Raw genomic sequence first — 21,917 nt, 5'->3', positions numbered from 1 at the left:
GCGCCCTGATAGACTCGCCACGCCTTTATCTGCTGTCGAGCCCAAGCCATGCTCCATGTGTTGTTCAGCGTTTATCTGAAGATGCTGGTGCTTTACAGCCCGTTCTTCGTCCTGTCCTGCTTCATCAGCCTGACGCGTGGCCACTCGCGCAAAGAGCAACGGCGTCTGGCGTGGAAGGTCGCGCTGGCAACCCTGATTTCCAGCGTGCTGCTGTATCTGTTCGGAAGGGTGATATTCAGCGTGTTCGGCATCACCGTTGATGCCTTCCGGATTGGCGCAGGCAGCGTGCTGTTCATTTCGGCGTTGGGCATGGCGCAAGGCAAGTCAGCGGTACAAACCGACAATGTTCAGCAGGACGTGACCATCGTCCCGCTGACAATTCCGCTCACTGTCGGCCCCGGTACTATTGGTGCGCTGTTGGTGATGGGCGTGAGCCAGCCTCACTGGGATGACAAGCTGACAGCCATTGTCAGTATTGCCCTGGCCAGTCTCACTGTTGGCGTGGTGCTGTACCTGGCCAACAACATTGAACGCATTCTGGGCGAACAAGGCTTGCAGATCGTCAGCCGGTTGATGGGTTTGTTTGTATGTGCGCTGGCCGCGCAGATTATCTTTACCGGCGTTCGCGGCTATCTCGTGCCTTGATCATATGTCCTGAATTGCAAGGCGGGTGACGTACCTCAGTTTCGACGTGATGCTTTCCCGCTGCATCGCATATTGCTCACGATCCAACTCATACACTCCGCCGCTGATACGCAGCACAATGTCGCGCTGGATCCGCTCGGAAAGGCCCAGAATATCCACCTCGGTGTAAGCATTGGCGTGTAAGGCGCACAGCACGATCAAGATCTGACCGGCAGGCGTCTTCTCGCAGCCAACCACCTGGAACGTACGCAGACGACCACTGCCCCGGCCATGCTGGAAAAACAATTGAGCGTCCTTGTCGATTCTGACCGTCCTGAGGCTGTGTTGCATCAGCCTGGCGAGGCTGGACGAGCCAGCCGTCCCTACGACGCTGGCGGTGATCTGCTCCAGCTCTTCAGCGTCGGTTATCACCATGGGCTCTTTTACAATGCGAGCCTTTACCGTGCTGAATTTCTCCAGTCGGTTACGGTAGTACCCCATCCAGCTGGTCCATAACTCACTGCGGTCGTAGGTTTGGCTGGCAAAGTAGTCGGCGTACCTCAGCAAATCCGAGACATCTTTCTTTTCTTCACGCGTGAGCCCTGCCATGAAGGAAATAAGGTTACTGCCAGCGACTACGACACTCGATGTCATCTCACTCATCGCCCACCCCTACTCTTACAGTCAGCGTCTTCTTTCTCTCAGCCAAGGCCGATTCGAAAGCGTCCCGGTACATCTCGTAGTGGATATCCAGCAGTTCTGCGGAAAAGAACATGACATCAATGGCACCGACAATGAGCGCTGGATCAAGCGACTTCAGCAGCGGATGGTCATCAAGAGGTTGCGTTGTATTAATCGAAACCAATACCGAGTACAGGATGTGCTCTGCAGACACAAAGCTGACCTGAACCTGCTGGCTGGACAACCCGATCGGTGTTGTATGAGCGATGCGAGCGGTCCCCTCCCTTTGCCTCATCTGCGCCAGCAACGGGCTGGCCAGAGCAGCCAGACCTGGCGCGGCATCAGGTAACCTGGCCACGCATGACCGCGCAAAAATATCAGTGATCAGCGTCCAGACGCTAAACCCGACTGAAGTATCCGGCGCATGGCTATACGCCTTGCTGGTGGATAACCGCCAGCCAAAGGTGGTCATTGCGTCCAGGTAAGTTTGCCGCCACCTGGAATAATCGGAAACGCTCGGTACTTTGTTATCGGCTGCAAGTTGCGTATAAAGTGTCGACGAAAGAATATCCGACTTCACGGTCGAATCAACCCGCCGGTCGAACATTATAAAATCCCGGGCATTAACATAAGCATCCAGTGTGATATCACACATGGCATTCCTCCTGAATATAAAATAGACGGGGGGCTCACACCCCCCTTGATAACTTCAGATCGGATAGCTGGCAATATCGCGCGTTGCTTTGTCACGCAACTTGCTGACAATAGCCCCACGGTGGAAGCTGTACTCTTCCTGATCGAGAATCCAGGCAGCCTCACCGCGAGAAATATTGATCGTGGAGTTATGCCACTCCGTGAACAACACGTCGACCGTATTGATCCGCACGTTGCAACGCAGCGCACCTAATGCAAAATAAACTTCCCCTTGAGATTCAATACACGAGCCAATACAGAAATTTCCTTTGTCGTAGTCGCGGGTATGCCTTTTGAACAGTTCCACTGGCTCGTTGCTGACTTGAAGCGCCTCGATAGCGTCCTTTGCAACTTTGGCCAATATCATTGCGGCTGGACCTGAGCCTGCCATGGTGGCAATAGCCGAACCGAGAATTTTGAGCCCGACCTGCTCCATGGTGAAGCGCTGATCGGTCGTCCGGTATTGAGCGTAATCCCAGTGTTCCGGAACCCAGCCCACCCCATTCATGACGCTGTAAAATTTGTTGAACCAGTTTTCGCCCCCGCGCTCCAGACCAAATGCGTTGTCGGCAACGAGCACCGCCAGCAATACCGTCTTTTTCACGGCATCCTTGTTTTCTCGCGACATCCCCGCGACGAACCCCAGAATAGTGTTGGCAACCACGGCCGCTTCATCGTTCTTTGGATCAAGGTCCAGCGTCCGCGTCATTCGTGTACGGTTCATGGCGACCGGTGAAGCAGTATCGAAGTCCAGCCCTTGTACAAAACTGATCCGTTCAGCCGGACTTTCACGAAAGTCCAATGCATCATTCATAAAAAATTCCTTTTAGTTAACGACTCGTCCACGAGTTCGTATTCAGGCCATGCGGACTGACAAGGTCAAATTTCACCTCATCGACATAAAGCCAATAAATATAATGGGATGTCCTTTCAGAAGCGGTAACAAATCAAATGGTCAAACTCATAACATCCACAACATCAAGACCACACGCTCAGCCTAGGCAAGTCATTTACCGATAGCAACTGTCGATCATCCATGACACATAATTTATTACATTGGCAACTTGCAGCAAACAGGGCTTGGAGACTAGATCCTTACTTCCACAAAATAACTTTCGGACAGGACAAGTTATAGAAAGCCGGTCAGAAGTCGTATATTCCTACACGAAATGAATACATAAAAGAAATGGGAAATAGTAGTCCGGGCACTGAAAGATAGCGCCTGCTGCTTCAGGAGGTGATCTGACGAGCAGGAAGCTGCTGTCGGCAGCTCCCGATCCTGTGTGCTGGAAGCATACAAACCGGGATGCTGCCCACTCGAATGCCTGCGCTAGCCAGTCGGCTTTTCGCCATACCAACGGGGCGTGTAAACCCATTGACTGCCATCTGCCCGAGCAAATGTGCAGGTCGTCGAAGAGCCAATCAGCACCATGGTGCGCATGTCCACCTGATCAGGTGTCAGCTCGCCCAGCGTAAGAATCCGCAAGGTTTGCCCCGGTCGGCCTATATCTCGCCCCAGCGTGACAGGCGTTTCAGGCGTGCGATGCTGGCGGACGATTTCCAGCGCGCGCCCCAGCTGCCAGGGACGGGAGCGGGAAATCGGGTTGTAGAAGGCCAGCGCCAGATCAGCCTGAGAGGCCAGATCCAGACGCTTTTCGATGATGTCCCACGGCTTGAGATTGTCCGAGAGCGACATCACGCAGAAGTCATGGCCCAACGGCGCCCCTGCCTGAGCGGCGGTTGCCAGCGACGCGGAGACTCCGGGCAGGATTTCCAGCTCGACGTTGTGCCAATCGGCATCGGTCGATTCGTGCAGCGCTTCCAGCACCGCTGCGGCCATGGCAAACACACCGGGGTCGCCGGACGACACGACCACGACTGAGCGCCCGGAAGCTGCCAGTTCAAAGGCATGTCGGGCGCGCTGCATTTCTTCACGGTTATCGGTGCAGTGCATGACCTGATCAGCCCGAAACGGCCCGGCCATGCGCACATAGGTTTCGTAACCCAGAATGTCATTGGCCCGGGCCAGTTCGGCCTTGACGGCGGGCACCATCAGCTCTGCGGCACCCGGCCCAAGGCCGATAACGGCAAGCCTGCCGCGACCCTTGCCAATCTTTTCCACATCTAGCGGTTGAGGGGCGACAGTAATTGCCAACCCCTCGTTGACGCTGATCGGCGGCAGCAGTTGCGGCACGGCTTGCGCAGCCATATCAACCGCTGAAGCCGCAGTAACAAAACGCAGTCGCACGTCGAGTTCGCGGGCCGCCTGATGCAGCAACGGATCGGCCATCTGTGAATCAGCCGCCAACAGACAGGCCAGTGACTGAATAGCGATACCCGCATCGTGCAGCGCAGCGCGGATGCCAACAGCCAGCTCAGTGCTGGTTACCGTTACAGCCACCGCTACGCTGCGCGGGTAGATCAGCAGTTCATGGGCCGACGGCTCACGCTCGGTGCAGCTGACGTGAATTGCCAATTGCGCCTGCTCGTCCTCCGGCAGTTTTGCATCGGTCAGCCAGGGCGCAGAACCTTCAATGCGTACGCTTTCTCCGGATAGCAAATCAGAGACAAAACGCTTGCCCAGTTCCAGATCACCCAGCGCATAGCCACTTGGAGGATTGAGCAGGCACGTGCCGAAACGCAGCTCGCCACTGGTGGTGATCGCAGGCGCGATACCCAGACCGGCAGCGATTTCCCGGGCCATGACATTGACCCCGCCGAGGCCGCCCAGCAGCGGTACTACGGCGCTAGCGTCTTCAGCGATGGCAAGCACGGCGGGTTCAGCGCCTTTTTCCAGCAGCAAAGGTGCAAGGGTGCGAATCACGATACCCGCCGCACACAGGGCAATGATCGGCGTGTTCTGTTGATAGAACTGACGCAAGGTTGCACCAAACTCGCTGTAGGTCCGGTCCGCGTCCTGTACTCGATCAATCAAGCCGTAAATCAGCGAGTCCGGATAGAGCTGCTGAATGCGTCGGGCAGTCGCCAAGCTGCCATTGCCCAGAATCACAATGGCTGGAATGTTGTGCGCCATCAGCCCCGCCACCTTTCGCCAGGAACAATGATCAGCGAGAAGTACGGCGAAGACATCGGCACCACTTCATCCAGCGGTACGATTTTCTGATTGGCCATGGTCGCCCGCTCAACGTACAGCGCCCGCTCTGCAAGGCCCAATTCTTCCAGCACCTGGCGGACTTTTGGAAAGTTGCGACCCAGCTTCATGATCACCGCTGCGTCAGCATCGGCCAGTTTGCGCTTGAGTTCTTCATGGGGCAGCACGCCGGACAAGACTGAAAGGCTCTGATTGCGATACACCAGCGGCGCGCCCAACACCGATGCGCCCCCCAGCATCGAACAGACCCCCGGTATGACCTGAGCTTCGTATTTATCGGCAAGGCGGTCATGCAGGTACATGTAGGAACCGTAAAAGAACGGATCGCCTTCGCAGATCACCGCCACGTCACGACCAGCGTCCAGATGGGCCGCCACATCGAAACTGGCCTCATCGTAGAAATCACTGATGACTTTTTCGTAGGACATCGGCGCAGGCAGCGCTTCGGTTGTCACCGGGTAGACCAGCGGCATCAAGGTCTGGGCGTCCTGCAAATGACCTTCGATGATGCCGAACGCATTGCCCTTCTTGCCCTTGGCCACGAAGTACGCGACCACTGGCGACTCACGCAGCAAGCGCAGGGCTTTGACGGTAATCAGCTCGGGGTCGCCAGGGCCGACGCCCAGGCCAATCAATCGACCGCGTGCCTGCATCATTCGATCTCCGTGGCCAGTGCGTTGAGGGCAGCCACGGCCATGGCACTGCCGCCACGACGCCCCTGCATGATCACGAACGGTACGCCACGACTGTCGGCGGCAAGCATGGCCTTGGATTCGGCCGCCCCGACGAAACCGACCGGGAAGCCGAGAATCAGGGCCGGTTTAGGCGCGCCCGCATCAAGCATTTCCAGCAGATAGAACAAGGCGGTCGGCGCATTGCCGATCACCACGACGCTGCCCTCAAGATGTTCACGCCAGTGCTCCAGCGCTACGGCGGAACGAGTGTTACCCAGCTCCAGAGCCAACTCCCGCACACCCTCATCGTGCAATGTGCAAATGATCTGATTGTTGGCAGGCAGGCGAGTACGCGTGATGCCCTCGGACACCATGCGCGCATCACACAGGATCGGCGCACCAGCGGCCAGCGCGTCGCGCCCGGCCTTGCCAGCACCTTCCGAGAAACGCAGGTCTTCGATGACCTCAACCATGCCGCAGGCATGGATCACGCGCACGGCGAGTTTTTCCAGGTCGGCAGGGATCGTATCCAGGCGCGCTTCCGCACGAATGATCGCGAAGGAGTTGCGATAAATCTCCTGACCATCGCGGATGTAATCAATCATGGGTACTGCTCCGTGAGTCGGCGATCAACAATGCGCCGGCTGCTTCAATAGTGAGGTCACGCGCTTGCAGGGCACCGAAACCGGGCTGCGCTGCATCGCGAAAATAAAGGTCATAGTGGCCGGGAGAAACCGCCAGTAACGTTACCGAGGCCAGATGCGCCGCTGCACACGAACGCTTGCAGGCTGAAAGATGTACTGGTCGGCTGACTCCGCTGCGTTGCAATTGCCCGGCCAGCAGCCTTGCATCGGCCTTGGTGTCGGCCAGTCCCTTAGCGCAATCGGTCGAACCGGTGCAGGCGATGATCTGTGCCAACGGCTGATCGGCGGAGCACACCAGCCCGGCGTCCTGCAACGCCGAGAGCACCCGTGCACCCTGCCCGCTCGGGATATTCGGCAACAGCACGCTTTGCCAAGGGGTCAGGCGCAAGCTGCCATCGCCGAACCCGGTCGCCAGTTGCGCAACCGCGTTCAGCATCGCCGGATCAATGCGCCCTAATGGCACAGCACCGCCTACTGCTACCAGGCCGGTTTGCCGCTGTGGATAAATTCCCAAGTGCTGGTTCGGACTGTTTGCAGGACGACGCCAGGCGGTTACTTTTTGATCAGCTCTCAGTTCAACACTCAAACGCAGCTGTAGCTGCTCAAGCAATTGCTGCGCCGAAACTTCCTCTAACAGATGTCGCATGCGCACCTGCTCGGGACGCGCCAGATCCAGAAACAGCTCCAGAACCGCCAATACCAGCTCCAGCCCGCTAGCCACCGGAACCGCTGCCAAGGGCGAACTTTGAGCAGGACAACCCGCAAGACCGAAGCCCAGCATGATATCGCCGTCCACGTTGAGCGCCGACAGCCACAGATCATGGGGATGTTCGAGCATCACCATGCCTTCGCCGCCGTCCAGAGACAGGGCGAACTTGGGCGACAGGTCATGAAAGCGCGGATTGCTTTCCAGCGCAGCCAGAATCTGCGCGGCCAAAGGTCGCACGTCCAGCAGCATCTGTGGGTCCAGGCCCGCCACGGGGCTGAGCATCAGGTTGCGCACGTCATCGCTGTCGGGGTTGTTCGGGCCGAGCCCGGCCCCGAGCAGCGTGTCGATCAGTTGCGCCTGTTGCTCACCAATGCCGCGAATCTGCAGGTTGGCGCGATTAGTGGCTTCGATCACCCCATGGGCGTAGGCGTGCGCCGCCTGTGCAACGGCGTTAGCCTGCGCCGCGTTGAGCGAGCCGCCTGCCAGCTTGATCCGGCAGATGCCGCCATCCAGTGCCGGGACGATACGCAGCAACCCCGGACAAGCCGAGGGGCGTAAGGACGTTAGAGGCGTGCGAGCGAACTTCGGCTCGGTCAATGGATCACCATCAATTGGTTTGAATAGGCACTTGTGTCTATCAGGCGCGGTATTATGCCTGCTTTGTCCGCAGGCATGAAAAGCCGCTCTGTCGGAAGATCGGATTGAGGTACGCAAATGTCGCCCTGGCTGACGGTCGTGGGAATTGGTGAAGACGGCTACAAAAGCCTTGGCAAGAACGCCCGGCACGCTCTATTGCGTGCCGATCAGGTGTTTGGCGGGCCGCGTCAGCTGGAGTTGCTGCCGCCTTGCATCAAGGCTGAACGCCGCGCCTGGCCCAGCCCTTTCTCTCTGAACCCTGTGCTCGAACAACGCGGCGCTGAGGTGTGCGTGCTGGCCAGCGGCGATCCGATGCTGTTTGGGGTAGGCGCCAGCCTGACGCGCGTTGTGCCTGTCGAAGAAATGCTGATCCTGCCTGCGCCCTCCTCCTATTCACTGGCGGCGGCCCGTTTGGGCTGGCCGTTGCAGGACGTGGTCACGCTGTCCGTGGTGGCCAGACCGCTGGCCGCGTTGAATGCCCGGTTCCATCACGGTGTGCGCCTGCTGATTCTGAGTAATGACGGCAGCAGCCCGGCGGCGATTGCCGGTTTGCTGCGTGAACGTGGTTTCGGCCCAAGTCACATGACCGTGCTTGAGCATCTGGGCGGTCCGGCCGAACGTCGCGTGGACGGGCTGGCCAGTGATTGGGCCAACCCCGAAATCGCCGCGCTGAATGTAGTGGCAATCGATTGCCGTGCCGATGCCAGCGCCTTGCGTCTTTCGCCGTTGGCTGGTTTGCCCGATGAAGCCTTCGAACATGACGGCCAACTGACCAAACGCGATGTGCGGGCGATCACTCTGGCACGCCTGGCCCCGGTGCCGGGCGAGTTGTTGTGGGACGTCGGCGCGGGTTGCGGCTCTATCGGCATCGAATGGATGCGCGCCCACCCCACCTGCCGAACCCTGGCCATTGAAGCCGATGAAGGCCGCCAGCAACTGATCGAATTCAATCGCGATGCCCTAGGCGTGCCGGGCCTGCAACTGGTGCGCGGCAGTGCGCCTCAGGCGCTGGCCGGGCTGGAACGTCCCGACGCGATTTTTATCGGCGGCGGCGTGACCCGCCCCGGCGTGCTGGATACCTGCTGGCAGCAACTGCGTTCCGGCGGCCGTCTGGTAGCCAATGCCGTCACATTGCAAAGCGAAGCAACGTTGATGGCCTGGCGTGATCTACATGGCGGTGAACTGACCCGTATCCACATCGCCCACGCCAAACCGCTGGGCGAATTCGATACGTGGCGTCAGGCTCTGCCTATCACTCTGCTGGATGTGGTCAAACCCTGATGCGTAACGAAACCGCAGAACAACCCGCCCCCTTGCGAAGTGGCCTGACCACCGGCAGTTGCGCAACCGCCACCAGTCTGGCGGCGGCGCGGTTGTTGTTGGGCGGTGAAGTCAACGATGCGGTGGAAATCGTCCTGCCCAAGGGCAAGCACGTGCAAATGCGCCTGGAGTTCTGCCGATTGGCGGGGGACGGTGCAGAAGCCGGTACTATCAAGGATGCCGGGGACGACCCCGACGTCACCCATGGCGCACTGGTTTTTTCCCGGGTGCGGCTGCTGGATGTTGCGACGGTAATTTTTATTGCAGGTCAGGGCGTAGGCACTGTCACGCGACCGGGTCTGGTCCTGAAAGTGGGCGAGCCGGCGATCAATCCGGTGCCACGGATGATGATCATCGAACACCTGCAAGCGCTGGCCAACGAGCTCAATTACACCGGCGGTTTTGAAATCACGGTCAATGTCGAAGGCGGTGAGGCCCTGGCGCTGAAGACCATGAATCCGCGCCTCGGAATTGTCGGAGGGCTGTCGATTCTGGGCACCAGCGGCATTGTCCGGCCGTTCTCCTGCGCGGCCTATATCGCGTCTATCCACCAGGGCATCGACGTCGCCAAAACCAACGGTTATCAACACATCGCTGCCTGTACGGGCAACGCCAGCGAAGACACCATGCGCCGCTTCTATCAGATGCCGGACATCGCCTTGATCGAGATGGGCGACTTCGTCGGGGCTGTGCTCAAACACCTGCGCAAAGTGCCAGTGGCGAAACTGAGTATCTGCGGCGGCTTCGGCAAGATCAGCAAACTGGCTGCAAAACATATGGACCTGCACAGCCGTCATTCCAGCATCGACCTGCCGCAACTGGCGCGCTGGGCGGCAGATGGAGGAGCCGATGAAGCACTGCAGCAGGCCATTCTCGAAGCCAATACCAGCCAGCAGGCTCTGGCGATGTGCTCGGCAGCAGAGGTGCCGCTGGGTGACATCGTTTGCCAGCACGCACTGGACTTCGCCCGCAGCGTTGTGCCATCGCAGGTTGAAGTGGAAGTCTTCGCGATTGATCGTCAGGGCGGCATCGTCGGAACAGCCGGAGTCAGTGCTTGAAGCGCGTGTTATTGCTTGGCGGAGTGACCGACGCACTGGCCATCGCCCGCACGCTGGGGCCGCAGCATATTTACAGCCTTGCAGGCGTAGGCCGGGTACCGACTGATCTTGTCTGCGAAGTGCGAGTCGGTGGTTACGGCGGCGCTGAAGGGCTGGCGCAGTTCATTACCGGGCAAGGCATCGATTTACTGGTCGACGCGACCCATCCTTACGCGGCCCAAATCAGCCAGAACGCGGCCCGCGCCGCCAGGCTCGCCAAAGTGCCGTGCTGGGCATTGCGCAGGCCCGCCTGGCAACCGGGACCGGGCGACGATTGGCGCGAAGTGGCGGACTGGGCCGAGCTGATCAAAGCGCTGCAGCCCTTCAAGCGTCCATTGTTCACCTTGGGTCGTGAACCCTTGCAGCATCTGGATGAAATCCCCACACATCAGTTCTGGACGTTACGCGCCCTCGAAAATACCCTGCGCGACGTGCCGCAGCACGAGCGCTGCGAAGTCATCGGTGCGCGTGGTCCGTTTCTGCTTGAGGACGAGCGCGCGCTCTTTCAGCGGCGCACCATTGATGTGCTGATCAGCAAGAACAGCGGTGGCGATGCGACCGAAGCCAAGCTGGAAGTCGCGCGGGAACTGAAAGTGCCGGTGTTGATACTCCAGCGTCCGGAGTTACCGCAGGTGGATCGGGAGTTTGGTTCTGCGGCGGCATTGCTTGAGGCGCTGGATCAGTATCAGCTCTGATGCTGATTGCTGAAGGATTTTTTACCTGTAGGAGCGCGCTTGCCCGCGATTCGGTGTGTCAGCCAATAAATATATCGGCTGTGCTGACGTTATCGTCCGGATGCGGCCCAGACCAAGCGCGCGCCTACAGGTCCTACGTTGCTTTGCGACAGCGCGGCATCGCGCCACATTCCGGGCTTTTTACATCGCCAGGCTGTTCAGGCTAAATGGCAGCTCAATCGACAGGAGTCTCTTTAATGTTGAAGCACCTGCTCATGCTGACCGCATTATTGCTGCCAGTGAGTTACGCCAACGCCAATGACTATCGCGCCGCCGAGCTGAATATTGCCAGCCCATGGTCAATGGAGCTGCCGCCGAATGCGCCCAACGTCGCGGCCTATTTTGTCATTCACAACAATGGGCAGAGCACAGACCGCCTGCTCAGCGTAGACACGCCCATCGCAGGCACGGCTCAGCTTCACGAACATGTTCACGCCAACGGTTTGATGAAGATGCAGCAAGTGCCAAACGTGGAAGTCCCGGCGGGTGGCGACGCCGTATTCGCGCCAATGGGTTATCACGTGATGCTGCTGGACCTGAAGGACAAGGCTTCGCTTACGGATGGTAAAAGCTTCCCGTTGACCCTGCATTTCGAGAAGTCAGGTGCGGTCACGCTAGAGGTCGAAGTGCTGAAGCAGCCGCCTGGGGCATCCGCGCACAGTCATTGACAGGGTTTTGATCTTGTAGGACTGGCTTTAGCCAGGAGGGCCGCATCCCTGACGACGAAAATGCTGTGAATCTATCGGCCCTTTCGCGAATGAATTCGCTCCCACAAGATATGCATCAACCTCAAGTTCACCGCTAAAGCCAGTCCTACAGGGCTCACAGACCTGATGCCTACAGCTCTTGCAGAATAACCCCAACAAGAAAAGCCCTCCAGCCGACAGACACCCTCCCCTAAATCCGATTTCGTGAGCTGCATCTTTCACAAAACGAAACGGAATCATGACGACTCAATCTGCTTCACCCGCTGCCAGCAACGCGGCGTACCCACCCGATTTGCGTACCGTCGCAGAACAGGAGTTTCTGCGCCTGCTCAAGCGCGATCACCCTGGCGTCAGCATCGACATCAACCACACCTGGCTGACGTCCTACATGCTGAAAAGCCTGACGATCCCGCCCTTCACCCAGTTACCCGTGCAAGGCCACCCCACCATCGAACGCTCACTGCGTCAGTTCCGGTATTCGGAACCGGTTCGAGCCACGCTCCTCGATCATGCTCTGGGTCGCAAAAGTTTCGATTTGTCGGCCCACGCAGGCTTCTACAAAGCCGCCGACACAGTGGCTGAAGCCGACGAAATCGCGCATCTCGAATGCCAGCATATTCTGGATTTATACAAGCACTTCAACATTGCGTTTGAGCCTGCTTATCGCCAGCAATTGGCTGACTACTGGAGCTACCTGGACAAGGGCATCAGCCGACGCGAGCGATTCATCACCGAGCGCAAAAAAGCATTACGGCTGGAGTCCGAAGCGGCAGTCGAGCAAAACCTGCTCACTATTAGCCAGCACGCCATGCTTGAAGATCAACTCAACAGGCCACGTACCGCCGATGACGACACCGTCCAAAGATACGGGGCCTTTCAACTGGCACTGATAGATGGCCAAGGCGAAGTGCACATTTTCCCCGGGGCGTTTGTCCTCACGCACACCCATAGTCTGGTCCCGCCCGCATTGAATGACAGCAGTCTGGGGGAGGTGTTGCTGCGCACTGAACATCAAGGCCTGGAAGGCTTTGCAAACATTGCAGCGATGATCCACTCGCTGGAGATGCGCTTTAGTGACGCCATACAAAAACAGGTTGTACTGCAAAACCTCAGCGCCGCGTCTCGGGCTAAAATCCTCACGTTCCCGACCAAAGCGCCGAGGTGGCAATTATCGGTCATGCATGGCGAGGTACTGCAGGTGTTGTTTGACCAACAGTTAGCCAGACAACAGGCCGATTTCAGTTATCTGTTAGGCCAGGCAAAAGCCCTGAGGATCGACGCGGATGATTTCGCGCGCACCCTGCCGCAACGACTTGCGCAGGCTGCGCATCTGGACAATGCGCTGATGCTTGATCGCAACGACCATCGACTGATCGCTGGCAACATGCCGCACTGGTGGTCAACAGTCAGCCACGAGCACCAGCAACGCTGGGTGGCTGCCGCGCAGGATTACAGTAAATCGATCATCCAGTTGCATCATCTGTGCAAAAACATACCCGATGGCCCGCAACCTCAGGGAACTCATCAGATAGCCTGGCTTGAGAACGTGAGAAGCCTCGCCATCGCCCAATTGCGCATGGACCAGGTACAGGCTCAGGCTGACCCGCTACCCGACGCGGCCAAGGCATGGATGAAGGTCATCATTGATAACCCCTGCGTCGAGACCCGGCAGAAGGTCGATGGCAAAACCATCAACCTTGACTTCATGATCCTGGAGCAACACACGCTGCCTGATGTCATGCGTATCGCACCGCAAGATTCAACAGCCGATCAGCCGATGTTGCTCTGTACCCTCAATGCCCCGGACAGTCGGGTATTTCGCTGGTACCCCAACGAGAAGGCCATGCGTGAGCAGTTTCTGGATCATCCCGACTTCACCCGATACCTGCTACGCCAGTTACCCGAGGAAAGTCGCCCGGTTGAATGCAGCGCCGAAGAGTACGAGCAATGGCTCAAGCACTTTCGTGCACGGGAAACGTACAAACACCTGAAAGCGCCAGCCAGGCTGCCCAGCCTTATTTTCGGCGAACCTGATTACGTTGAGGAGGGCGAGGACTACCTCATGACCCATCACGACCTCAAGCATAACCGCAGGCATGAGCTTCACTTCCGTCCCGAAGTGATCAAAAAACACGGTTCATTGTTTGGCAGCATCGCGCTGAATATTGCCATGCTGTTCATTCCATCACCGGTACTCATTGCCTTGGCGGCGGGTGTAGGCCTGTTCAAACTCTGGGAGGCTTTTCAACATCTCAGAGAAGGTGATTACCATGGGGCCGCCTTCGAATTGTTGTGTGCGGTTGGCTATCTTGGCGCTGCCGCACTGGGTCGCTGGGTCATAAATCGTGAGCCTTTCGCCCCGCTGGAGGATCTGCGATCAGCCACGCCACTGGTACAGCGCACCACCTCTGAAGGTGAGGAGCAGATCGGCTATCTGGAATCATCCAGCCCTACATCGCAACGCACAGACCTTGACGCCGTTGTGCCCTACGATGCTAACCAGTTCCATGCTGTCCAGATAGGCGAGCAGCAATACTTCATCAAACGTCAGCCCTGGCTGTTCGGCCACTGTCGGCTCTATCGGGTAGACGTCACTAATCCCGACTTGCTGATTGCAGAGCGCGCCTACGCCGTGGAATCCAGCCCGGGCGTCTGGAGCAAAATAGAAACCCTGCGCACCCGGATAAGCAGCCTGCTGTTGAGGCAGTCGGATCGGGAACTGGGCGATGTGACAAGGGATTGGCCGAGCTCGGCGGAGGAGGTCAGCACCGTCTCTAAACTGGCATTCAATCGTAACTATCTGCGTCTGGCACAAACCTCCAACGCCAGCGAACTGCCTGAAATACTGGATTACTGTGAAGGCGGCTCGCAGCCCATCAACAGCCTGCTGCGCGCGAGAATGCGCACACCGTGGACCCTTCGTTTTCTGAACGAGTTCTATTGCCTCAACGAATATCAGGGGCGGGCTTATCGCGCAGCATTGGTCAGCGCCGCCGGGCTGCGAAAACTGACCACCGAGATCGGACAGGTGTTCGTCGATAACGGTATTCAGTCTGCTTCTGTCAGCCGCTGGAGCAGCGAGCAGTGGAGCCGCGACGGATTCATTCGCGAGGCGGCCGGCAGTGAGGACAGCACAGTGTTTGTCATTTTCAATGAGTCTGTGCCGAAGAAAAACCTGTTCACCAGCTTTCTGGGAGACCACGTGGCGATTGCGCCCTCCACGCCGCTACAACTGGTGGCCAGTCGTCTTGTAGGCAAGCGTTTCTACGTTTACTTCAAAAGCCCGGCCGCCATTCCGGAAAAAATGTTTGATCTGTACTCCGGCAACACTGAGTTGATGCTTTAAAGCACTAGCACCAATTAAGCGCAGCACTGCGCACCAGCCCGCCAAATAAGTCCCATGCTGGTGCGCCCATTTCTTGTCCACCAGGACAGCTTCCTGTTCTGGTGGGCTATTCCGTGCCTTGGCCCAGCCTTTGCTAAACAGCAATCAGATATGCGTTATCTCGTGTGCCCCATCGAATACCAATAACGGAGCTAGCCCAATGAAGCGTCGCAGTCTGATCAAAGCGTTTACCCTGTCCGCGTCCATCGCGGCCATGGGCCTTACATGGACCGTTCAAGCTGCCGAGACCATCAAGGTCGGCATTCTGCATTCGCTGTCGGGCACCATGGCTATCTCCGAAACATCGCTCAAAGACATGGCGTTGATGACCATCGACGAAATCAACGCCAAGGGCGGCGTCAACGGCAAGATGCTGGAAGCAGTAGTCGTTGACCCGGCGTCCAACTGGCCGTTGTTCGCTGAAAAAGGTCGTCAGTTGCTGACTCAGGACAAGGTTGCCGTGGTGTTCGGCTGCTGGACCTCGGTATCACGCAAATCCGTGCTGCCGGTGTTCGAAGAACTCAACGGCCTGCTGTTCTACCCGGTTCAATACGAAGGCGAAGAAATGTCGCCCAACGTGTTCTACACCGGCGCAGCGCCTAACCAACAGGCGATTCCTGCGGTCGAGTACCTGATGAGCGAAGACGGTGGCGCAGCCAAGCGTTACTTCCTGCTGGGCACCGACTACGTTTACCCACGCACTACCAACAAGATTCTGCGCTCGTTCCTGCACTCCAAAGGTGTAGCGGACAAGGACATCGAAGAGGTCTACACCCCGTTCGGCCACGCTGACTATCAAACCATCGTTGCCAACATCAAGAAGTTCTCTGCGGGCGGCAAGACGGCTGTTATCTCGACCGTCAACGGCGACTCCAACGTGCCGTTCTACAAAGAACTGGCCAACCAGGGCCTGAAGGCTACCGACGTTCCGGTTGTAGCGTTCTCGGTGGGCGAAGAAGAACTGCGCGGTATCGACACCAAACCGCTGGTGGGTCACCTGGCCGCCTGGAACTACTTCCAGTCCGTAGAGAACCCGGTTAACAGCAAGTTCGTTGCTGACTGGAAAGCCTACGCCAAGAAGAAAAACCTGCCGGGTGCAGACAAAGCCGTGACCAACGACCCAATGGAAGCCACTTACGTGGGCATCCATATGTGGGCGCAAGCGGTCGAGAAAGCCAAGTCCACCGATGTGGATAAAGTCCGCGAAGCCATGGCAGGCCAGACCTTCGCCGCGCCATCGGGCTTCACCCTGACCATGGACAAAACCAACCATCACCTGCACAAGCCAGTGATGATCGGCGAAGTCGAGGACAACGGTCAGTTCAACGTCGTCTGGCAGACCAAAGAGCCGATCCGCGCCCAGCCATGGAGCCCGTACATCCCGGGTAACGACAAGAAGCCGGATCATGCGGTGAAGAGTAACTAAGTAGCTGAGGTCACACCTCCCCCCTGTAGGAGCGCTTGCCCGCGATAGCAATTTGTCAGGCAATGAAGATGCACTGACCTTGCTGACGTCATCGCGGGCAAGCGCGCTCCTACAGACTCCGCGCAATTCATGCGGACGCTTTCAGGACACCCGCCATGCCCAACATTCTGTACCGCTTCATCTTCACCCTCGCCTTGCTGCTGCCCATGGCGGCACAGGCCAGCGATGCCGGTGATTTCGTGGCGGCCAGTTCCGCACAACAGGCCGAACTCCTCGAGAGCTGGGCCGCCCAGCCCATTCCGGAACGCATTGATTTGATCAATGCCCTGCAGGAAGGCCGAGTCGCTGCTGACAGCAGCAAACGTGCATTTATCGAAACCGGCGACAAATACGTCGCGGTCGATGCTGATACGCCAACAACCGATGAGCCGCGCAAACTGCGCCTGAATAACCGCTTGCGTGGTTTGGTCGATACCGCACTGGCCAGCCACCAACTGCTGTCTGAGGATGCAAAGCTGCGTCTGTCAGCGGCGCTGCAATTGCAAAAATCAGCCCGCCCTGCTCAGTTGCCATTCCTGAGCGTGCGACTGGCCGATGAGAAAGATGATGACGTCCACGACGCACTCACACTGGCACTGGCCAATCTGCAACTGGTTGACTCCAGCCCGACCGTCCGCCTGGCGGCCGTGCGCCTGCTCGGTGAAACCGGTGATCCGCTGGCCCGCACTCGTCTTGAAACCTTGTTGGCACCGGGCGTTGAAACTGACGCCAGTGTGCGTATCGCAGCCGAAACCAGCCTGGCGCAAGTCAAACGCAAGCTGATGGTGGGCGAGTTACTCGGTCAGGCATTCAGCGGGATGTCGCTGGGCTCGATTCTGCTGCTGGCAGCGCTCGGTCTGGCAATCACCTTCGGCTTGCTGGGCGTGATCAACATGGCCCACGGCGAAATGCTGATGCTTGGGGCGTACTCCACGTATGTCGTGCAGTTGATGTTCCAGCGCTATGCGCCGGGTGCTATCGAGTACTACCCGCTGATTGCCTTGCCAGTGGCATTTTTCGTTACGGCGGCCATAGGCATGGCACTGGAGCGCACGGTGATCCGCCATCTGTATGGCCGACCACTGGAAACCCTGCTTGCCACCTGGGGTATCAGCCTGATGCTGATACAGGCCGTGCGTCTGGCCTTCGGTGCGCAGAACGTTGAAGTGGCCAACCCTGAATGGCTCTCTGGCGGGTTCCAGGTACTGCCCAATCTCGTACTGCCCTACAACCGCATCGTGATCATTGCGTTTGCGCTATTCGTGGTGGTGTTGACCTGGCTGCTGCTGAACAAAACCCGCTTGGGCCTGAACGTGCGTGCCGTGACCCAGAACCGCAACATGGCCGCCTGCTGCGGTGTGCCGACCGGGCGCATCGACATGATGGCCTTCGGGCTCGGCTCCGGCATTGCCGGGCTGGGCGGCGTAGCCCTGAGTCAGATCGGCAACGTCGGCCCGGACCTGGGCCAGAGCTACATCATTGACTCGTTCCTGGTGGTGGTGCTCGGCGGTGTCGGGCAACTGGCCGGTAGCGTCATGGCGGCCTTCGGTCTGGGCATCGCCAACAAGATTCTCGAACCGCAAATCGGCGCTGTATTGGGCAAGATCCTGATCCTGGCGCTGATCATTCTGTTTATCCAGAAACGTCCGCAAGGCCTCTTCGCATTGAAAGGACGGGTGATCGACTGATGAACCAACCATTGATGGTCACTGCCGCACAAAAAGTCGGCCCCAAAGGTACTGTGGCGGTTGGCGTTATCGTGCTGGCAATTCTGCTCGCGATGCCGCTGCTGTCCCTGCTGCCTGCCGATAACAGCTTTCAGGTGTCGGCCTACACCCTGACGCTGGTAGGCAAGATTCTCTGTTACGCCATCGTCGCGCTGGCACTGGATCTGGTCTGGGGTTACGCCGGTTTGCTCTCCCTGGGCCATGGCCTGTTCTTCGCACTCGGCGGTTATGCCATGGGCATGTACCTGATGCGCGAAGCCGCGGGCGATGGCTTGCCCGCATTCATGACCTTTCTGTCATGGACCGAACTGCCGTGGTATTGGGCAGGTACGGATAACTTCCTGTGGGCCATGTGTCTTGTAGTGTTGGCGCCGGGTCTGCTGGCGCTGGTGTTCGGATTCTTCGCCTTCCGTTCGCGGATCAAAGGCGTGTATTTCTCGATCATGACCCAGGCCCTGACCTTCGCCGGTATGTTGCTGTTCTTCCGTAATGAAACCGGTTTTGGCGGCAACAACGGCTTCACCAACTTCCGCAGCATTCTCGGTTTCAGCATCAGCTCTCAAGGCACCCGCGCCACGCTGTTTCTGGCGACGGTGATCCTGCTGGTGGCGAGCCTGTATGTGGGTTGGCGTCTGGCGCAGAGCAAGTTTGGCCGGGTGCTGACCGCCCTGCGCGATGCCGAAAACCGCCTGATGTTCTGCGGCTACGACCCGCGTGGTTTCAAACTGTTTGTCTGGGTATTGAGCGCAGTGCTGTGTGGTTTGGCTGGCGCGCTGTATGTGCCGCAGGTCGGCATCATCAACCCGAGCGAAATGTCACCGACCAATTCCATTGAAGCCGCCGTCTGGGTAGCACTTGGCGGGCGCGGAACGCTGATCGGCCCGCTGCTGGGTGCCGGCCTCGTGAACGGCATGAAGAGCTGGTTCACCGTAGCCTTCCCGGAGTACTGGCTGTTCTTCCTCGGCGCGCTGTTCATCATCGTCACGCTGTATCTGCCTAAAGGCGTGATCGGTTTGCTCAAGAAGAGGGGCGAACAATGAAAACCACTCCGACACCGGCATTCATGCTCGAACCTATTCTCGACCCCAATGCTGATGCAGGCACCAGTCGCGATGCGATTGGCCTGGGGCAAAGCGTCGGCAAAGGGCTGAACACGCGCCACGGCACGATCCTTACGCTGGAAGACATCAGCGTCAGTTTCGATGGTTTCAAGGCACTCAACGACCTGAATCTGTACATCAGCGTCGGCGAACTGCGCTGCATCATCGGCCCCAATGGCGCGGGCAAGACCACGCTGATGGACGTGATAACCGGCAAGACTCGCCCAAGTCACGGCAAGGCCTGGTTCGGTGAAACCCTGGACCTGACGCAGATGAGCGAAGTGGAAATTGCTCAGGCGGGCATCGGACGCAAGTTTCAGAAGCCCACTGTGTTTGAAGCCTTGAGCGTGTTCGAAAACCTCGAACTGGCGCAGAAGACTGATAAATCGGTGTGGGCCAGCCTGAGGGCGAAACTCAGCGGCGAACAACGCGACCGCATCGACGAAGTACTGGAAACCATACGATTGACATCGTCCATGCAGCGCCCGGCCGGTCTGCTTTCACACGGTCAAAAACAGTTTCTGGAAATCGGCATGTTGCTGGTCCAGGATCCGCAATTGCTGCTGCTCGACGAGCCAGTCGCAGGCATGACCGACGCCGAAACCGAATTCACCGCCGAGCTGTTCAAGAGCCTGGCGGTCAAGCATTCGTTGATGGTGGTGGAACATGACATGGGCTTTGTGGGTTCGATTGCCGACCACGTGACCGTGCTGCATCAGGGCAGCGTATTGGCCGAAGGCTCGCTGGCGGATGTGCAGGCGGATGAAAGGGTTATCGAAGTGTATTTGGGTCGCTAAAGCGCCCAGCTGCAAGCTTCTAGCTGCAAGCGACAAGTTAGAAGCCAAAGCAAAACCCGCTTTTTCTTACAGCTTGAAGCTTGCCGCTTGAAGCTGATGATCGAGGAACTCAAATGCTGCACGTTAGCCAACTTCATCAGTACTACGGCGGTAGCCACATCCTGCGCGGGCTGTCCTTTGATGTGAAGGTCGGTGAAGTGACGTGTCTGCTGGGCCGCAACGGCGTGGGCAAGACTACTTTGCTCAAGGTGCTCATGGGCCTGCTGCCTGCCAAAGAGGGCGCTGTGCAATGGGAAGGCAAAGCCATCACCGGTTTCAAACCTCATCAACGGGTGCATGCCGGGATCGCTTACGTGCCACAGGGCCGGGAAATTTTTGGCCGGTTGACCGTGGAAGAGAACCTGTTGATGGGGCTGTCGCGATTCCCGGGCTCTGAAGCAAAGGAAGTCCCGGCATTCATTTACGAGCTGTTCCCTGTGTTGCTGCAGATGAAGCATCGACGCGGCGGCGACCTGTCCGGCGGTCAACAGCAGCAACTGGCGATTGGTCGTGCGCTGGCCAGCCGTCCACGCTTGCTGATCCTCGATGAGCCCACCGAAGGCATTCAGCCGTCGGTGATCAAGGAAATCGGCGTGGTGATCAAGAAGCTCGCGGAGCGAGGCGACATGGCCATTCTGCTGGTTGAACAGTTTTACGACTTCGCCGCCGAGCTGGCCGACCAGTATCTGGTGATGTCCCGTGGCGAGATCGTTCAGCAAGGCCGGGGCGAGAATATGGAAGCCGAAGGCGTGCGTGGTCTGGTGACCATCTGAGTGGTATTCCGTTAAGGTGCAGTCTTCCAGAACTGCTGTTTTCCAAAAGTATGAAAGCGATCACATGAATCTTCCCGCCCACACCGCATTGTTCACGCCCAGCTGGCATGCCGAGCTGGAGCTGGGCTACGGTCGTTTTGGCGACAGCACGCGACCGACCCAGCGCCGCCACAAAGGGCCGCTGCGGGTACAAAAACACCTGTACGCCGAAGGCCCGGAAGTTTGCCAGCACATTATTGTTCATCCACCCGGTGGCATTGCCGGCGGCGACAGACTGGACATCAGCGCCAGCGTCGGCCCTGATGCCTGGGCACAACTGACCAGCCCCGGCGCAGCCAAGTGGTATCGCGCGGCAGGTCCGGCGTATCAGCAACTTGACCTGACTGTCGCGTCCGGTGCGACGCTGGAATGGCTGCCGCAGGAAACCATCGTGTTCAGTGCCGCACAGGCCGAACTGACCACGCGCATCGATCTGCAAGGCGATGCGCGGCTGCTGTACTGGGACGTCGTGGCGCTGGGCAGACCGGCGAGCGGCGAGCGCTTCGAGACCGGGCATTTCCAGGCGCATCTTGATGTGCGCCGCGAGGGCAAGTTGCTGTGGCATGAACGGCAACGCATCATCGGTGGCGACGGCTTGCTCCAGTCACCGATTGGTCTGGATGGCAAAACCGTATTTGGCACGTTGCTGGTCACCGGCGACATTGACAGCGAATTGCTTGAGGCCTGCCGATCGGTGCCCAATCCGGTACGCGGTGATCTGACCCAACTGCCCGGTTTGCTGGTTGCTCGTTGTCTGGCTGATGAGGCGCTGCATGCCCGGGCCTGGATGATCGAATTATGGAAACTGCTGCGCCCGGCGGTGCTGGGCCGCGAAGCGGTGGCGCCGAGGATCTGGAGTACTTGATCCTGTGGGAGCGAGGCTTGCCCGCGATAAGAGCGACGCGATCTAAAGTGAACCGCGTCCAGCCTTATCGCGGGCAAGCCTCGCTCCCACAGGGAT

Annotated in this window: 19 protein-coding genes; 12 read left to right on the top strand and 7 right to left on the bottom strand. The window is 58.3% G+C overall.

Annotation, left to right across the window (positions count from 1 at the left end; genetic code table 11):
• The first annotated feature begins 48 nt into the window (after window positions 1-48).
• Window positions 49-645, top strand: coding sequence for a MarC family protein (locus K3169_RS04100; protein WP_027901358.1), 597 nt, complete (start codon window positions 49-51; stop codon window positions 643-645).
• On the opposite strand, the gene K3169_RS04095 is transcribed toward K3169_RS04100, so the two are convergent.
• The 7 genes from K3169_RS04095 to cobG form a co-directional block, all read right to left on the bottom strand.
• On the bottom strand, window positions 646-1,287 hold the full coding sequence (locus tag K3169_RS04095) for a hypothetical protein (RefSeq protein ID WP_263270098.1): 642 nt from the start codon (window positions 1,285-1,287) through the stop codon (window positions 646-648).
• Entirely contained in the window at window positions 1,280-1,960 is a 681-nt protein-coding gene (locus K3169_RS04090) for a hypothetical protein (protein WP_263270096.1), read from the bottom strand. Before K3169_RS04090 ends, K3169_RS04095 begins: the two co-directional genes overlap by 8 nt.
• Before the next feature lie 54 nt (window positions 1,961-2,014).
• Window positions 2,015-2,812, bottom strand: coding sequence for a hypothetical protein (locus tag K3169_RS04085; RefSeq protein ID WP_263270094.1), 798 nt, complete (start codon window positions 2,810-2,812; stop codon window positions 2,015-2,017).
• Window positions 2,813-3,328: 516 nt separating this feature from the next.
• The gene (cobJ, locus tag K3169_RS04080; protein WP_263270092.1) at window positions 3,329-5,032 is read right to left on the bottom strand and encodes a precorrin-3B C(17)-methyltransferase; all 1,704 of its coding nucleotides are present in this window, start codon (window positions 5,030-5,032) and stop codon (window positions 3,329-3,331) included.
• Window positions 5,032-5,766, bottom strand: a complete 735-nt coding sequence (locus K3169_RS04075) for a precorrin-2 C(20)-methyltransferase (protein ID WP_406643954.1) — start codon at window positions 5,764-5,766, stop codon at window positions 5,032-5,034. The genes cobJ and K3169_RS04075 overlap by 1 nt, the downstream gene beginning before the upstream one ends.
• The gene (locus tag K3169_RS04070) at window positions 5,763-6,389 is read right to left on the bottom strand and encodes a precorrin-8X methylmutase (protein ID WP_027901353.1); all 627 of its coding nucleotides are present in this window, start codon (window positions 6,387-6,389) and stop codon (window positions 5,763-5,765) included. The genes K3169_RS04075 and K3169_RS04070 overlap by 4 nt, the downstream gene beginning before the upstream one ends.
• Entirely contained in the window at window positions 6,382-7,734 is a 1,353-nt protein-coding gene (gene cobG, locus K3169_RS04065; RefSeq protein ID WP_317633751.1) for a precorrin-3B synthase, read from the bottom strand. The genes K3169_RS04070 and cobG overlap by 8 nt, the downstream gene beginning before the upstream one ends.
• 117 nt (window positions 7,735-7,851) lie before the next feature.
• Here cobG and cbiE point away from each other — a divergent pair, with 117 nt between their 5' ends.
• The 11 genes from cbiE to K3169_RS04010 all read left to right on the top strand — a co-directional run bounded on the left by cbiE (window position 7,852) and on the right by K3169_RS04010 (window position 21,821).
• Entirely contained in the window at window positions 7,852-9,054 is a 1,203-nt protein-coding gene (cbiE, locus tag K3169_RS04060; protein WP_263270088.1) for a precorrin-6y C5,15-methyltransferase (decarboxylating) subunit CbiE, read from the top strand.
• The gene (locus K3169_RS04055) at window positions 9,054-10,151 is read left to right on the top strand and encodes a cobalt-precorrin-5B (C(1))-methyltransferase (RefSeq protein ID WP_231667698.1); all 1,098 of its coding nucleotides are present in this window, start codon (window positions 9,054-9,056) and stop codon (window positions 10,149-10,151) included. Before cbiE ends, K3169_RS04055 begins: the two co-directional genes overlap by 1 nt.
• Window positions 10,148-10,885 (top strand): cobalt-precorrin-6A reductase, encoded by a 738-nt coding sequence (locus tag K3169_RS04050; RefSeq protein ID WP_263270086.1) that lies wholly within the window; start codon window positions 10,148-10,150, stop codon window positions 10,883-10,885. Before K3169_RS04055 ends, K3169_RS04050 begins: the two co-directional genes overlap by 4 nt.
• 236 nt (window positions 10,886-11,121) lie before the next feature.
• Window positions 11,122-11,592, top strand: coding sequence for a copper chaperone PCu(A)C (locus K3169_RS04045; RefSeq protein ID WP_263270084.1), 471 nt, complete (start codon window positions 11,122-11,124; stop codon window positions 11,590-11,592).
• 277 nt (window positions 11,593-11,869) lie between these two features.
• On the top strand, window positions 11,870-14,977 hold the full coding sequence (locus tag K3169_RS04040; protein ID WP_263270082.1) for a hypothetical protein: 3,108 nt from the start codon (window positions 11,870-11,872) through the stop codon (window positions 14,975-14,977).
• A 199-nt stretch (window positions 14,978-15,176) separates the two neighbouring features.
• The gene (urtA, locus tag K3169_RS04035) at window positions 15,177-16,442 is read left to right on the top strand and encodes an urea ABC transporter substrate-binding protein (RefSeq protein ID WP_263270080.1); all 1,266 of its coding nucleotides are present in this window, start codon (window positions 15,177-15,179) and stop codon (window positions 16,440-16,442) included.
• A gap of 155 nt (window positions 16,443-16,597) precedes the next feature.
• Window positions 16,598-18,169, top strand: coding sequence for an urea ABC transporter permease subunit UrtB (gene urtB, locus K3169_RS04030; RefSeq protein WP_231677168.1), 1,572 nt, complete (start codon window positions 16,598-16,600; stop codon window positions 18,167-18,169).
• A complete protein-coding gene (urtC, locus tag K3169_RS04025; RefSeq protein WP_122808455.1) occupies window positions 18,169-19,248 on the top strand; it encodes an urea ABC transporter permease subunit UrtC in 1,080 nt (359 codons plus the stop codon). The genes urtB and urtC overlap by 1 nt, the downstream gene beginning before the upstream one ends.
• On the top strand, window positions 19,245-20,105 hold the full coding sequence (gene urtD, locus K3169_RS04020; RefSeq protein WP_027901343.1) for an urea ABC transporter ATP-binding protein UrtD: 861 nt from the start codon (window positions 19,245-19,247) through the stop codon (window positions 20,103-20,105). The genes urtC and urtD overlap by 4 nt, the downstream gene beginning before the upstream one ends.
• A 113-nt stretch (window positions 20,106-20,218) precedes the next feature.
• Window positions 20,219-20,917, top strand: coding sequence for an urea ABC transporter ATP-binding subunit UrtE (gene urtE / locus K3169_RS04015; RefSeq protein ID WP_122808453.1), 699 nt, complete (start codon window positions 20,219-20,221; stop codon window positions 20,915-20,917).
• 64 nt (window positions 20,918-20,981) lie between these two features.
• Window positions 20,982-21,821: an urease accessory protein UreD gene (locus K3169_RS04010; protein WP_263270075.1), complete on the top strand. Its 840-nt coding sequence runs from the start codon at window positions 20,982-20,984 to the stop codon at window positions 21,819-21,821.
• The last annotated feature ends 96 nt before the right edge of the window (window positions 21,822-21,917 follow it).

It is taken from the genome of Pseudomonas phytophila (assembly GCF_025643095.1).
Classification (GTDB): Bacteria; Pseudomonadota; Gammaproteobacteria; order Pseudomonadales; family Pseudomonadaceae; genus Aquipseudomonas; species Aquipseudomonas quasicaspiana.
The sequence above is the reverse complement of the archived record's forward strand: the minus strand, read 5'-3'. Positions and strand labels throughout refer to the sequence as shown.

Coding starts and splice junctions, on each gene's coding strand:
- K3169_RS04010 (WP_263270075.1), top strand. CDS start 20,982: ATGAATCTTCCCGCCCACACCGCATTGTTCACGCCCAGCTGGCATGCC.
- urtD (WP_027901343.1), top strand. CDS start 19,245: ATGAAAACCACTCCGACACCGGCATTCATGCTCGAACCTATTCTCGAC.
- urtE (WP_122808453.1), top strand. CDS start 20,219: ATGCTGCACGTTAGCCAACTTCATCAGTACTACGGCGGTAGCCACATC.
- K3169_RS04090 (WP_263270096.1), bottom strand. CDS start 1,960: ATGTGTGATATCACACTGGATGCTTATGTTAATGCCCGGGATTTTATA.
- K3169_RS04070 (WP_027901353.1), bottom strand. CDS start 6,389: ATGATTGATTACATCCGCGATGGTCAGGAGATTTATCGCAACTCCTTC.
- K3169_RS04085 (WP_263270094.1), bottom strand. CDS start 2,812: ATGAATGATGCATTGGACTTTCGTGAAAGTCCGGCTGAACGGATCAGT.
- K3169_RS04075 (WP_406643954.1), bottom strand. CDS start 5,766: ATGATGCAGGCACGCGGTCGATTGATTGGCCTGGGCGTCGGCCCTGGC.
- K3169_RS04045 (WP_263270084.1), top strand. CDS start 11,122: ATGTTGAAGCACCTGCTCATGCTGACCGCATTATTGCTGCCAGTGAGT.
- K3169_RS04055 (WP_231667698.1), top strand. CDS start 9,054: ATGCGTAACGAAACCGCAGAACAACCCGCCCCCTTGCGAAGTGGCCTG.
- K3169_RS04040 (WP_263270082.1), top strand. CDS start 11,870: ATGACGACTCAATCTGCTTCACCCGCTGCCAGCAACGCGGCGTACCCA.
- urtA (WP_263270080.1), top strand. CDS start 15,177: ATGAAGCGTCGCAGTCTGATCAAAGCGTTTACCCTGTCCGCGTCCATC.
- K3169_RS04100 (WP_027901358.1), top strand. CDS start 49: ATGCTCCATGTGTTGTTCAGCGTTTATCTGAAGATGCTGGTGCTTTAC.
- cobJ (WP_263270092.1), bottom strand. CDS start 5,032: ATGGCGCACAACATTCCAGCCATTGTGATTCTGGGCAATGGCAGCTTG.
- urtB (WP_231677168.1), top strand. CDS start 16,598: ATGCCCAACATTCTGTACCGCTTCATCTTCACCCTCGCCTTGCTGCTG.
- urtC (WP_122808455.1), top strand. CDS start 18,169: ATGAACCAACCATTGATGGTCACTGCCGCACAAAAAGTCGGCCCCAAA.
- K3169_RS04095 (WP_263270098.1), bottom strand. CDS start 1,287: ATGAGTGAGATGACATCGAGTGTCGTAGTCGCTGGCAGTAACCTTATT.
- cbiE (WP_263270088.1), top strand. CDS start 7,852: ATGTCGCCCTGGCTGACGGTCGTGGGAATTGGTGAAGACGGCTACAAA.